Origin of the sequence: Caballeronia sp. AZ7_KS35, assembly GCF_023631045.1 — a bacterium.
Lineage (GTDB): Bacteria > Pseudomonadota > Gammaproteobacteria > Burkholderiales > Burkholderiaceae > Caballeronia > Caballeronia zhejiangensis.
Window position 1 is genome coordinate 397673 of the sequence record NZ_JALQDV010000003.1, and the last position, 13363, is coordinate 411035.

The 13363-nt window shown below is 65.6% G+C and carries 8 protein-coding genes; 3 read left to right on the top strand and 5 right to left on the bottom strand.

What is annotated here, in order from left to right:
• The first annotated feature begins 77 nt into the window (after positions 1-77).
• A complete protein-coding gene (locus NCT05_RS08035) occupies positions 78-2000 on the top strand; it encodes a SurA N-terminal domain-containing protein (protein WP_250502020.1) in 1923 nt (640 codons plus the stop codon).
• 90 nt (positions 2001-2090) lie between these two features.
• Here the strand turns inward: NCT05_RS08035 and NCT05_RS08040 are convergent, their stop codons facing one another.
• Both NCT05_RS08040 and NCT05_RS08045 read right to left on the bottom strand, forming a co-directional pair.
• A complete protein-coding gene (locus NCT05_RS08040) occupies positions 2091-2432 on the bottom strand; it encodes a hypothetical protein (RefSeq protein WP_008349728.1) in 342 nt (113 codons plus the stop codon).
• Between the two features lie 125 nt (positions 2433-2557).
• A complete protein-coding gene (locus NCT05_RS08045; RefSeq protein ID WP_284507484.1) occupies positions 2558-3229 on the bottom strand; it encodes an arylesterase in 672 nt (223 codons plus the stop codon).
• Between NCT05_RS08045 and NCT05_RS08050 the strand changes: the two genes are divergently transcribed.
• A complete protein-coding gene (locus tag NCT05_RS08050) occupies positions 3228-3929 on the top strand; it encodes an ABC transporter ATP-binding protein (RefSeq protein WP_033535923.1) in 702 nt (233 codons plus the stop codon). The genes NCT05_RS08045 and NCT05_RS08050 overlap by 2 nt on opposite strands.
• Positions 3930-3979: 50 nt before the next feature.
• Here the strand turns inward: NCT05_RS08050 and pgi are convergent, their stop codons facing one another.
• From pgi to NCT05_RS08065, 3 genes are all read right to left on the bottom strand, one after another.
• Positions 3980-5614, bottom strand: coding sequence for a glucose-6-phosphate isomerase (gene pgi / locus NCT05_RS08055; RefSeq protein WP_250502021.1), 1635 nt, complete (start codon positions 5612-5614; stop codon positions 3980-3982).
• A 203-nt stretch (positions 5615-5817) separates the two neighbouring features.
• Complete coding sequence (locus tag NCT05_RS08060) at positions 5818-7380, bottom strand: NAD(P)H-hydrate dehydratase (RefSeq protein WP_250502022.1); 1563 nt, start codon at positions 7378-7380, stop codon at positions 5818-5820.
• A 67-nt stretch (positions 7381-7447) separates the two neighbouring features.
• Positions 7448-8740 carry an FAD-dependent oxidoreductase gene (locus tag NCT05_RS08065; RefSeq protein WP_250502023.1) on the bottom strand — a complete coding sequence of 431 codons (1293 nt, stop codon included), beginning with the start codon at positions 8738-8740 and terminating at the stop codon, positions 7448-7450.
• Between the two features lie 457 nt (positions 8741-9197).
• Between NCT05_RS08065 and purL the strand changes: the two genes are divergently transcribed.
• The gene (gene purL / locus NCT05_RS08070; protein WP_250502024.1) at positions 9198-13235 is read left to right on the top strand and encodes a phosphoribosylformylglycinamidine synthase; all 4038 of its coding nucleotides are present in this window, start codon (positions 9198-9200) and stop codon (positions 13233-13235) included.
• Positions 13236-13363 lie beyond the last annotated feature (128 nt).

Consider the following 13363-nt stretch of genomic DNA (forward strand, 5'->3'; position numbering starts at 1 on the left):
ATCCCGCCCGCCTTTCGCCTTTTCCTCGTCCACTGTTGTAATATCGAGCGTTTTGTTATAACCACGCAGCGCTACGCATGCTCGACTTCTTCCGTAATCACCAGCGCCTGATGATGGCTCTGCTGATCCTGATCATCGTGCCCGGTCTGGGCATGGTCGGGATTCAGGGCTTCAGCAACTATTTCGACGAAAGTTCCTACGTCGCCAGCGTGAATGGCCACAAGATCACGCGCGCCGAATTCGACAGCGCTTTCCGCCAGCAGGTGGACCGCGCCCGCTCGATGCTCGGTTCCCAATTCGACGCCAAGATGTTCGACACGCCCGAAGCGCGCGCCGCGATGGTCGATAGTCTCGTGCAGCAACGCGCGATGGCCGACGAAACGCAGCGTCTGCATCTGACCGCCTCCGACGACGCCGTGCGCCGGGCGCTGCTGAACGATCCGGTGATCTCGTCGCTTAAGAAGCCCGACGGCAGCATCGACCTCGATCGCTACAAGCAACTGCTCGCGATGCAGGGCATGACGCCCGCGCAGTACGACGAGCGCATGCGCTACACGATCGCGACCGGACAGATTCCGGGCAGCATTCAAGGCACGGCGTTCACGTCGAAGTCGCTCGCGCAAAGCCTGACCGAACTCGCGGAACAGAAGCGCTCGGTGCAGGGTCTGTCGCTGCGCGCGGCCGACTACACCGCGAAGGTCCAGCCGACCGACGCGCAACTCACCGCCTACTACGAAGCGCATCGCAACGATTTCGCGACGCCCGAAACCGCCACGATCCAGTATCTGCTGCTGTCGCCATCGACGATCGCGGCCGCATCGAAGCCGAGCGACGCCGATCTCAAGAAGTACTACGACGACAACATCCAGCGCTATCGCACCGAAGCGCAAGTGCGCGCGAGCCACATTCTCGTGAACGCACCGAAGGACGCGAGCGCGGCCGACAAGGCGAAGGCCAAGCAGAAGGCCGAAGACCTGCTCGCGCAAGTCAAGGCGCATCCGGATCAGTTCGCGCAAATCGCGCAGAAGAACTCCGACGATCCCGGCTCTGCAGGCAAGGGCGGCGATCTCGGCTACTTCGCGCGCGGTCAGATCGCGGGCGGCAAGGCTTTCGACGACGCCGCATTCGGCCTGAAGAAGGGCGAAGTCAGCAATATCGTCGAGTCGGATTTTGGCTATCACATCATTCAGGCGACCGACGTGAAGCCTTCCGTCACGAAGCCGTTCGACGAAGTGAAGGACTCGATCGCGAAGGATTACGCGGCTCAACAGGGCACGAAGGGTTTCGCCGACGACGCGCAAGGCTTCACCGATCTCGTCTACGAGAAGGCCAAGTCGCTGCAGCCGGCCGCGGACAAGTACAAGCTGACGGTGCAGAGCGCAACGGTCGGTCCGAAGCCGAATCCGCAATTGCCGCAAGACAATCCGCTCAACAATCCGAAGTTCCTCGCGGCCGTGTTCGCGCCGGATGCCGTGAAGGACCGCAACAACACGCAGGCAATCGACGTCGGCAACAACACGCTGATCGCCGCGCGCGTCACCGACTACAAGGCCTCGACCGTTCCCGCGTTCGACGTCGTGAAGGACGACGTGCGCAAGAAGGTCGTCGCGGAAATGGCTGCGGCGATGGCGAAGAAGGAAGGCGAGGCGAAGCTCGCGGATCTGCAGAAGTCGAAGTCGACCGACGGCTTCACGTCGCCGATCACCGTCTCGCGCAATGACGCGCAAGGCTTGCCGCCCGTCGCGTTGAGCGCGATCTTCAAGGCGGATGGATCGAAGCTGCCGTCGTATGTCGGCGTCGATCTCGGTGCGGAAGGCTACGCGATTTATCGTGTGAACGGCATCGAGAAGGCCGCGCCGGTCGCCGCCGATCGTCTCGCCGGCGCACAGCAGCAAGTCGCGCAGGTCTACGCGCAGGCCGACATGGAGGCGTACCTCAAGTCGCTGAAGGCTCGCTCGAAGGTCAAGCTGAGCCAGGCGCCGGCACCGTCGTCGAACTGATCGGCGCTGACATCATCGAAAAGCCCCGCTTCCGAAAGAAAGCGGGGCTTTTTTGCTTTGCTACGCCGCTACGAGACGGCAGCAGGATGCTTACAGGCAAGCCTGAATATCGCCGGTTGCCTGACTGCCGGCAGCGCCCGAGGCGCGGAAACCGACCCACGTACCGGAGCCCGAGCGCGCTGGCTGCACCACCGCGGCGGCGCCATTCGGCGGCTGCTGGCCGGGCACATAGACGTCGACGCCCTGATTGTTGGCGAGCGTGTTCTGCGACACGACCTGCTGCTGTGACTTTTCGGCCCACTTTTGCGCGATGCACTGCGCGACGACATTGGGCGCCTGCTTGCTCATGCCGACTTGTTGCACGTTGGCGGGCGGCTGTGCGGCACAAGCCGAGAGCGCGACGGCCAGGCCGAGGAGAGGGATAAGTTTCACGTGACCTCCTTGTAGAGTCGCTCACGAGACGAGCGGGTTATAAGAGTTACGCGAAAGTCTCAGATATCTGAATCGTGGCCGTGTTCCGCGTTGGTTCTGCAAGAGCTGTCGCGGCCGGCGTCGTCCTAATGCGACGCACTGGCGCCCAGCAAGGGTTTCAAGGTTGGCCAGACGTTTTCCAACAGCAAAGGCTGGGCCTGCACCGTCGGATGAATCTGGTCCGCCTGGAACATGGCGGGCTTGTCAGCGATGCCGGCAAGCAGGAACGGCACGAGGGGCACGTTCTTCTCCTTCGCGATGCGCTCATAGACGGCGTGGAACTTTTGCGTATAGTCCGGGCCGTAATTGGGCGGGACGTACATGCCGATGAGTAAAACCTTCGCATGCGCCGCCTGCGAGGCATCGACGATGCTGCGCAGATTCGTCTCCGTCGTCGCGAGCGGCACGCCGCGCAGCGCATCGTTCGCGCCGAGTTCGACGATCACGACCGCGGGCTTCAGGCGAGAAAGCACCGCGGTCAATCGTGCGCGCCCGCCGCTCGTGGTGTCCCCGCTGATGCTTGAATTGGCGACGCTATAATCGAAACGCTCCTTCGCAAGCTTGTCGCGCAAGAGGTTGACCCAGCCGGTGTCGCGCGGCAGGCCGTATTCGGCCGACAGGCTGTCGCCCAGCACGACGATCGCGGGCTTCGGTTGCGCTGCGGCTTGCGCATCGGCGGCATGCGCTGTCGCCGAACATGCCGCCATCAACAGGATCGCCGGCACGAGGCCGCGCAAGTTAATTTTCAGAGTTTCCATGCAAAACAATATCGAGCCGGTCATCGAAGTTCGGGGGTTAAGCAAGCGAGTGAAGGACGCAACGGGCGAGCTCACGATTCTCGATCAGATCGATCTGTCGATCGCGAAGGGCAGCAGCGTCGCGATCGTCGGTGCATCGGGCTCGGGCAAGTCGACATTGCTCGGCCTGCTCGCCGGATTGGACAGCGCGAGCGAGGGCTCGGTTCGTCTGCTCGGCAAGGAGCTGTCGAACCTGAACGAAGACGAACGGGCCGCGCTCAGAAGCGGCGCGGTCGGCTTCGTGTTTCAGTCGTTCCAGTTGATGCCGCATCTGACCGCGCTCGAAAACGTGATGCTGCCGCTCGAACTGCGCGCCGAGATGCCGCACGGCGAGATCGCGGCGCGCGCCCGCTCGCTTCTCGATCAGGTCGGTCTCGCGCAGCGCACGGGCCACTATCCGAAGCTGCTTTCCGGCGGCGAACAGCAGCGCGTCGCGCTCGCGCGTGCCTTCGTCACGCATCCGGCCGTGCTCTTCGCCGACGAACCCACGGGCAGCCTCGATGCCGCCACGGGCTACGCGATCATCGACCTGATGTTCGAGATGAACCGCCGCAACGGCGCGACGCTCGTGCTCGTCACGCACGACGCCGAACTCGCCGAGCGCTGCGACGCGACGGTGACGATCGAAGCGGGGCGGCTCGTCAACGGCATCGGCGTATAAAAAAACCCGCGACGCCGAAGCGCCGCGGGCCACCTTCTTCAACGCGCGCTTCAGCGCTTCAAAGCCTCACGCGCACGCGCGATCAACGCGGATGTCGACGAATCGTGCTTGGCCGGATCGGCGCTCGCGGCGGTGATATCGGCCTCGACGACCTTGCCGAGAATCTTGCCGAGCTCGACGCCCCACTGATCGAACGAGTTGATGTCCCACACCGTGCCCTGCACCAGCACCTTGTGCTCGTAGAGCGCGATGAGCGCGCCGAGCGACTGGGGCGTGAGCGCGTCGAGCATGATGGTCGTCGTCGGACGGTTGCCGGGGAAGCTCAGATGCGTCGCCAGTTCCTCCTTGCCCGGACCCGCGACCTTCTTCGCTTCTTCGAGCGTGCGGCCGAGCATGAGCGCCTCGCTCTGCGCGAAGCAGTTGGCGAGCAGCTTCGCGTGATGATCGACGAGCGGATGCTCCGGCGTCAGCACGGCGATGAAGTCGATCGGAATGATCGTCGGTCCTTGATGCAGCATCTGGAAGAACGCGTGCTGGCCGTTCGTGCCAGGCTCGCCCCAGATCACGGCGGCGGTCGGGTAATCGACCATCTTGCCGTCGAGACGCGCCGACTTGCCGTTGCTCTCCATTTCGAGCTGCTGGAGATACGAAGGCAGATAGTGCAGCGCCTGCGAATACGGCGCGACGAGATCGCTCTGCGAACCGAAGAAATTGCGATACCAGATGCCGATCATGCCCATCAGCACCGGCAGGTTCTTGTCGAGCGGCGCGGTGCGGAAGTGCTCGTCCATCGCGGCCGCGCCTTGCAGCAGCGCGTCGAAATTCTGCGGACCCACCGACAGCATGATCGACAGCCCCACCGCCGACCACAGCGAGTAGCGTCCGCCGACCCAGTCCCACATCTCGAAGACGTTTTCCTTCGCGATGCCGAACTTGACCACTTCAGCCGGATTCGCCGACACGCCGACGAAATGCTTCGCGAGCTGATCTTCGGGGCAGCCGGACTTCAGGAACCAGTCGCGCATCGAATGCGCGTTCGTCATCGTTTCGAGCGTCGTGAAGGTCTTTGAGACGACGATCGCGAGCGTTTCTTCGGCGTCGACTTGCTGAAGGACGTTCCAGAGATCCGCGCCGTCGACATTCGATACGAAATGCGTGTCCAGATCCTTCGACGCCAGATGATGCAGCGCGTGCACGACCATCTTCGGCCCGAGATCCGATCCGCCGATGCCGATATTCACAACATGGCGAATGCGCTTGCCGGTATAGCCCGTCCACGAGCCGTCGCGAACCTTGTCGGCGAAGGCGGCCATCTTGGCCTTTTCCTTCTGCACCTGTTCGTGGAAGGGCGCATCCGGCGACTGCGCGCGCAGCGCGGTATGCAGCACGGCGCGATGTTCGGTGATGTTGACGATATCGCCACGGAACATCGCGTCGCGGCGCTCGGTGACTTTGGCCTGCTGCGCGACTTCGACGAGCAGCTTGAGCGTTTCGTCCTTCACGCGGTTCTTCGAAAAGTCGATGGCGAGGCCGCCGCCCGCGAAAGTGAGGCGCTCGGCGCGCGTCGGCGTGGTGTCGTTCTGCGGCGCGAACCAGTCGCGCAGGCGCTCGCCGGAGATGGCATCGTAATGCGTCTGGAGCGCCGACCAGGCAGGAAGCGAGTTGAGCATCGAGTTTTGGGTCATGAGCGGTCCGTTAGTCTGAAGGTGACAGAGGAATACGTTCGTGCGATTGCGGCTCGCCTGCCTGTGCGTCGTGTCTGGTGAACGCGACTGAAGCAGATGTGAGCGGCCGCGGTTGCCCGAATCAAAAAAGAGTATAGCGACGATGCATGAACGGATGCTTGCAAAGCGTCACGGCGGCCTTGCAATGGGACGCGCGAAAACCGTCAGTTGCGCGCGTGCTCCGCGTAAAAGCGGCGGTTGATGAGACTTCGCACGACGGGCGCGAGTTCTCCGGCAGTCAATCCGGCCGGGCCGATGCCGCCGTCGCTGAGCGTCTGCGCGGCGAGGCCGTGCAGCCAGACGCCCGCGAGCGCCGCTTCGTATGCAGGGAGCTTCTGCGCGAGCAATGCTCCGATCAATCCGCCGAGCACGTCGCCGGTGCCGCCCGTGGCGAGTCCCGCGTTGCCGGTCGGATTGACGGCGACGCGGCCATCGGGCGAGGCGATCACGGTGCCGGAGCCCTTGAGCACCGCAATGGCCGCATAGCGCGCGGCGAGCTGGCGCGCGGCCGCGATGCGATCGGCCTGAACGGCTTTCGCGTCGGTTTGCAACAGACGCGCGGCTTCCAGCGGATGCGGCGTGAGGATGCACGGATCGCCCTGCGCGCCGCGCGCCGCGACGGCGGAGGCGAGCGCGTCGTCTTTCGCGACGAGATTGAGCGCGTCGGCATCGAGCAATTTCGGGACATCGAGCTTCAGCGCGTCGGTCAGCACCGTCTTGGCGCGCTCGCTCGGGCCCATGCCGCAGCCGATGGCGAGCGCGTCCATCCTGTCGAGCGCGAGGTCATCGACGTGATGCAGCATCAGCTCGGGATGCGGCGGATCGTAAGGCGGAAAGCCTTCGCCAAGAAACGCGACGTGCACCTTGCCCGCGCCGCCGTAGAGCGCCATGCGCGCGGCGAGAACCGGCGCGCCGCACATGCCGGTATCGCCGCCGACCACCGCGAGCGAGCCGAACGTGCCTTTGTTGGTCGCGTTGTCGCGTGGCGGCATGCATGCGCCGAATAGCGCGGGCGCGTTGAGCACGATCGACGGCGCCGCGCTCGCATCGACTTCCAGCGTCGAAACGAAAAGGCGTCCCGTCAGATCGCGGCCCAGCGACGTGAAATGCCCCGGCTTCGCGCCGATGAAGGTGATCGTGTCCGTTGCGCGCACGGCTTCGCCGCCGTTCACGGGCGCGCCGGTGTCGCTGTTCAGGCCGCTCGGGACGTCGAGCGCGAGCACGCGCCCCGACGCGCGCGCGCGGCGCGTCATGCGCGCGGCGATTTCCGCGAACACGCCTTCGAGCGGCCGCGTGAGACCGATGCCGAACATGCCGTCGACGAGCCAGCCGACGCCGTCGAACGAGGCGGGCGGCTTGTCGTCGATCGAGACGCCGGCCGCGCGCGCCGCGTCGAGCGCCCAGCGCGCGTCGTCGGGCTTCACTTCGACCGGCATGCACACGCGCACCGGAATGTCCGCGCGATGCAGGCGCTCGGCCATCACGAGCGCGTCGCCGCCGTTGTTGCCGGGGCCGGCCGCGAGCCACACCGGCAACGCACGCGAATCCGGATCGTGCTCCAGCGCATCGATGACGCATTGCGCGGCGGCCGCGCCCGCGCGCGCCATCAGCGTATGCGGCGGCAGCGCGGCGGCTGCGCGCGCTTCGAGCGTGCGCAGCTCGGCGAGCGTCAGAAGCGTGAGCGGATCGTCTTTGGGAGTGAAATAGGGCGAGCGGGCAGCGGTCATGGCGGCGGGCGGGAAAGCGCTTTGGAAACCCGGCGTCCGCAGCATTCGTGCCCGTCGCAGCGCGCTGCTAGAAGCGTTCGGGGCTCAGCGCGGCAAGGGTATCGGCGGGAACATCGGGCGTAACGCCGGAAATGAGATCCGCGATCACTTTAGCAGACCCGCACGCGAGGCCCCAGCCCGCCGGGCCGTGCGCGGCGTTCACGAAAAGCCGCGGATGGCGCGTCGCGCCGACGAGCGGCAGGCCGTCGGCGGTGACGAGGCGCAGCCCTTCCCACGCGCGCGCAGCGGAGACGCGCGCCGCGCCCGGAATCCAGTCGTGCGTGCCTTGGCCGAGCAGATCGAGCGCGCGGCGCGAGAGCGAGGCGTCGAGCGGCTTGTCGGCCTTGGACGCGCTCTGGAACACGCCCGCGCCGCCCACGCGCAGCCGCTGGTTGATGCGCGTCATCGTGATGCGCTTGATCGAATCGACGACCGTCAGATGCGGCGCGCGCTCCTCGTACGCGACGGGCGCGGTGAGCGTATGCACGCGCAGCGGAAAGAGCGACGACGCCGACTTGGAGCCGCCGATGAGCCCCGGCGTGCCCGTGCCCGCCGCGACGACGATGGCGTCCGCCGTGATGAGCTCGACATCGGCGCTGCGCTTTTTGCCTTCGTGGGGACCGGCGAGCTGGACGGCCGCGCGGCCATCGTCCAGACGCAGCGACGCCACCGCGCGATGCATGCGGAACTGCACGCCGCCGTCTTCGAGCACCTGCTTCAGTTGCTTGGTGAAGAGCGGACAGTTCGCGGTGCGCTCGTCGGGCAGCAGCACGCCGCCCGCGAATTCCGGGAAATCCGGCACGGAAGGCTCGATGGCGACGCATTCTTCGGGCGTCAGCAGTTGATGCGCAACGCCGCAACTTCTGAGCAGATCGATGGCCGGCTGCGCGTCTTCGAGCTCGCGCGGCTGCCTGAAGACGTGCAGCACGCCGCGGCGCTGCTCGAAATCGAGTTCCAGCCGGCTTTCGATGTCCGCGAGCACGCGCCGCGACACATCGACGAGCGGCTGCAGATGTGCGTACTGCGCCGCGAACGCCTCGGGATCGCGCAGCGTCGCGAGCTGCTTCAGAAAATCGCGCGCGGCCGAGTCGAAGCCGGTCTTGACCACCATGCCGCTTTGCTTCGAGCGGCTCGACGCCATGAACGTCGGCCCGAACCAGACATCGAGCGGCGAGGGCAGCAGCGCGCCGCCCTGGCCGTAGGTGGCGCCTTGCGCGACGGTCGCGTGGCGCTCGACCACGCACACGCGATGACCGGCCGCATGTAATTGACAGGCGGTGGCGATGCCGGCGATTCCTCCGCCGATGACGATGACATCCATGACTTTTTGTGCCCGAAGGCGCGAGATTGCAGGTGCGGCGTGACGCTCGGGCACGGACGCCCGGCTGCTGCGTTGACGGTGAAACGACAGGCTGGCGGCGTGATTCGGCACGCGCCGTACCCGAAGAAAGCGCGCCATGATAGCGCCAAAATCGTTTGCGGGGGACGGCGAGCCGGGCGCTCATGTGGCCCGCGGCACGCTCGATCCCCGATGGCCGGCCCGGCGCGGACAATTTCGGGATGCGCGACGATCCGTTTCGCGTCGCCGCTGCACCGTGGCGCGCCACGCGGACGGACCGCCCCGGCCGATTTCGAGACGCTTCCGGGTTATAATCGCGGTCTTCCTTTCGCCTCACGCCGTTTAGCGTGCTCGAGTCCGAATTTGCGAATATCCGGTTTGCAAAAAGCGATCGAGCGTCGCGCGAGCGGCACACAGACGTCATCGACGCACCGTCACAATGGCCCACTTCTCGTGTTTCCCCGGCGCTTCGGCCCTCTCCGATTTCCGTCAGACCCGCCTTCTCGAAACGCTCGCCCGCATCGACGCGAACATCGTCGGCGTGCGCGGCCAGTTCCTGCATTTCGTCAACGCGTCCGAGCCGCTCACCGACGATGACAACAGCCGCATCGCCGCGCTGATGCACTACGGCGCGCCGTTCGCGGACTCGAAAGAGCGCGGTCATGTCGAGACGTTCATGGTCGTGCCGCGCTTCGGCACGGTCTCGCCGTGGGCGAGCAAGGCGACCGACATCGCGCATCACTGCGGCCTCGAGAAAGTGCGTCGCATCGAGCGCGGCGTCGAATTCTCGGTCGTCATGAAAAGCGGCTTCCTCGGCGGCAAGAAGGCGCTGTCGGACGAAGCGCGCGCGGCCGTCGCGGATGCGCTGCACGACCGCATGACGGAAAGCGTCGCGGCATCGCGCGACCAGGCGCTGCATCTCTTCGACGAGCTGCCCGCGAAGCCTTTGCAGACCGTCGACATCATCGGCACGGGCCGCCGTGCGCTCGAGGCCGCGAACGCCGAGCTCGGCCTCGCGCTCGCGGAAGACGAGATCGACTATCTCGTGAACGCGTTCGAGAGCCTGAAGCGCAATCCGACCGACGTCGAACTGATGATGTTCGCGCAGGCCAACAGCGAGCATTGCCGCCACAAGATCTTCAATGGCGAATGGACCATCGACGGCGAAAAGCAGGACATGTCGCTGTTCCAGATGATCCGCAACACGGAAAAGCTGAATCACGCGGGCACGATCGTCGCGTATTCGGACAATTCGGCGATCATGGAGGGCGGCGTCGCGGAACGCTGGTTCCCGCGCGGCGCCGACGAGCAGTATCGGCGCAACGTGGAATTGACCCACACGCTGATGAAGGTCGAAACGCACAATCACCCGACCGCGATTTCCCCGTTCGCGGGCGCGGCGACGGGCTCGGGCGGCGAAATCCGCGATGAAGGCGCGACGGGCCGCGGCGCGCGTCCGAAGGCCGGTCTCGCGGGCTTCACCGTGTCGAACCTCGATCTGCCCGACGCGCGCGAAAAGTGGGAAAACGACCGCGACGCCGCCGTGCCGCTCACGCAACGCAATCCGTCCGACGAGCACGCGCCGTATGGCCGCCCGGACCGCATCGCGTCGCCGCTGCAGATCATGATCGACGGCCCGATCGGCGCTGCCGCGTTCAACAACGAATTCGGCCGCCCGAACCTCGGCGGCTATTTCCGCACCTACGAGCAGAACGTCGCGGGCCGCGTGCGCGGCTATCACAAGCCGATCATGATCGCGGGCGGCATCGGCAATATTTCGGATCAGCACACGCACAAGCTCGACCTGCCGGCCGGCACGCTCTTGATCCAGATCGGCGGGCCGGGCATGCGTATCGGCATGGGCGGTGGCGCGGCATCGTCGATGGCGACGGGCGCGAACACCGCCGAACTCGATTTCGACTCGGTCCAGCGCGGCAATCCGGAAATCCAGCGGCGCGCGCAGGAAGTCATCAATACGTGCTGGCAGTTGGGCGAGGGCAATCCGATCCTGTCTATCCACGACGTCGGCGCGGGCGGCATCTCGAACGCGTTCCCGGAGCTCGTCGATGGCGCGGGCAAGGGCGCGCGCTTCGAGTTGCGCAAGGTTCAGCTCGAGGAAAGCGGTCTGTCGCCGCGCGAAATCTGGTCGAACGAGGCGCAAGAGCGTTACGTGCTGGCGATTTCGCCCGCCGATCTGCCCGCGTTCCAGGCGATTTGCGAGCGCGAACGCTGCCCGGTGGCGGTCGTCGGCGTGGCGACGGACGAACGTCAGCTGAAGCTGATCGACGACGCCAACGAAGGCCAGGAACCCGTCGACATGCCGATGGACGTGCTGCTCGGCAAGCCGCCCAAGATGCATCGCGATGTGAAGCGTGAGAATGCGCAATTCACGCCCGTCGACGTGACGGGTCTGTCGCTGTCCGAAGTCGCTGTCGACGTGCTCAAGCATCCGACGGTCGCGAGCAAGTCGTTCCTCATCACGATCGGCGACCGTTCGGTCGGCGGCACGACCGCGCGCGACCAGTTCGTCGGTCCGTGGCAGGTGCCCGTCGCCGATTGCGCGATCACGACGATGGATTACGCGGGCTTTCGCGGCGAAGCGATGACGATGGCCGAGCGCACGCCGCTCGCCGTCATCGACGCGCCCGCGTCCGGCCGCATGGCAGTGGGCGAGGCGGTGACGAACATCGCGTCCGCGCCGATCGAATCGCTCAACAAGCTGAAGCTCTCCGCGAACTGGATGGCCGCGTGCGGCAGCGCCGGCGAAGACGCCGCGCTCTACGACACCGTTAAGGCGATCGGCATGGAACTGTGCCCGGCGCTCGGCATCAGCATTCCCGTCGGCAAGGATTCGCTGTCGATGCGCACCAAGTGGCAGGACGCACGCGGCGGCGCGCGCGAAGTGGTGTCGCCGGTGTCGCTCATCATCTCGGCGTTCGCGCCGGTCGAGGACGTGCGCCGGCATCTCACGCCGCAACTCGTCGACGATACCGACACGGTGCTGATCTCGATCGATCTCGGGCGTGGCCGCAACCGCATGGGCGGCAGCATTCTCGCGCAGGTCACGCAGCAGGTCGGCGACGCAGTGCCCGATGTCGACGATCCCGAAGACCTCAGGCGCTTCTTCGCGGCGATCCAGGCTTTGAATGCCGATGGCAAGCTGCTTGCCTATCACGACCGCTCGGACGGCGGCCTGTGGGCGACGGTCTGCGAAATGGCGTTCGCGGGGCATGTGGGCGTGTCGCTGAACATCGACATGCTGACGCTCGACGCCGATCACGAATCCGATTACGGCGACGCGAAAGACTGGGCCAAGCAGACAAGCGGCCGCCGCGACGACCGCACGATCCGCGCGCTGTTCTCGGAAGAGCTCGGCGCGGTCGTGCAGGTGCGCGCATCGGATCGCGACGCGGTGCTCGGCGCGCTGCGCGAACACGGTTTGTCGGCGTGCTCGCATGTGATCGGCAAGCCGAACCGGAGCGGCGCGGTCGAAATCTATCGCGACGCGAAGAAGATTTTCGATGCGCCGCGCGTCGAGTTGCATCGCGCGTGGAGCGAAGTGAGCTGGCGCATCGCGCGTCTGCGCGACAACCCGGCCTGCGCCGACGCCGAATACGACGCGCTGCTCGACGCCGCCGATCCTGGCATCGCGCCGGTGCTGACCTTCGATCCGGCGGAAGACGTCGCTGCGCCGTTCATCGCGACGGGCAAGCGTCCGCGTGTCGCGATCCTGCGTGAACAGGGCGTGAACTCGCATCTGGAAACGGCATACGCGTTCGATCGCGCCGGCTTCGATGCACACGACGTCCACATGAGCGACCTGCTCGAAGGGCGCGCCACGCTCGCCGATTTCGCGGGCGCGGTCGCGTGCGGCGGCTTCTCGTACGGCGACGTGCTCGGCGCGGGCGAGGGCTGGGCGAAGACGATCCGCTTCAACGCGAAGCTCGCCGACATGTTCGCGGCGTTCTTCGCGCGTCCGGATACCTTCGCGCTCGGCATCTGCAACGGCTGCCAGATGATGTCGAGCCTCGCGTCGATCATCCCGGGCGCGGAAAGCTGGCCGAAGTTCACGCGCAACAAGTCGGAGCAGTTCGAGGCGCGTTTCTCGCTCGTCGAAGTGCAGAATTCGCCGTCGATCTTCTTCGCGGGCATGGAAGGCTCGCGCATTCCGGTGGCGGTCGCGCACGGCGAAGGTTTCGCTGACTTTTCGCAGCAAGGCGATCCGGCGCAGGCGCTCGTCGCGATGCGATACGTCGATCATCGCGGCAATGCGACGGAGCAGTATCCGTTCAATCCGAACGGATCGCCGCAGGGCATTACGTCCGTGACGACGCCCGATGGCCGCTTCACCGTGCTGATGCCGCACATGGAACGCGTGCATCGCAACGTGCAGATGAGCTGGACGCCCGACGACTGGACCACCGACGGCAGCCCGTGGCTGCGCGTGTTCCAGAACGCGCGACGCTTCCTCGGCTAATCGCGCATCGTCGCATGGCTGGACCGAACACCCCGAAGCTGACGCTTCGGGGTGTTTTTATTTTTGAGCCCGTTCCATAACACTGCCTTCCGGCAAATATCCCAAAATAATCAACGCGTAAGTTGCGG

Coding starts and splice junctions, on each gene's coding strand:
- NCT05_RS08035 (WP_250502020.1), top strand. CDS start 78: ATGCTCGACTTCTTCCGTAATCACCAGCGCCTGATGATGGCTCTGCTG.
- NCT05_RS08050 (WP_033535923.1), top strand. CDS start 3,228: ATGCAAAACAATATCGAGCCGGTCATCGAAGTTCGGGGGTTAAGCAAG.
- NCT05_RS08045 (WP_284507484.1), bottom strand. CDS start 3,229: ATGGAAACTCTGAAAATTAACTTGCGCGGCCTCGTGCCGGCGATCCTG.
- pgi (WP_250502021.1), bottom strand. CDS start 5,614: ATGACCCAAAACTCGATGCTCAACTCGCTTCCTGCCTGGTCGGCGCTC.
- NCT05_RS08060 (WP_250502022.1), bottom strand. CDS start 7,380: ATGACCGCTGCCCGCTCGCCCTATTTCACTCCCAAAGACGATCCGCTC.
- NCT05_RS08065 (WP_250502023.1), bottom strand. CDS start 8,740: ATGGATGTCATCGTCATCGGCGGAGGAATCGCCGGCATCGCCACCGCC.
- purL (WP_250502024.1), top strand. CDS start 9,198: ATGGCCCACTTCTCGTGTTTCCCCGGCGCTTCGGCCCTCTCCGATTTC.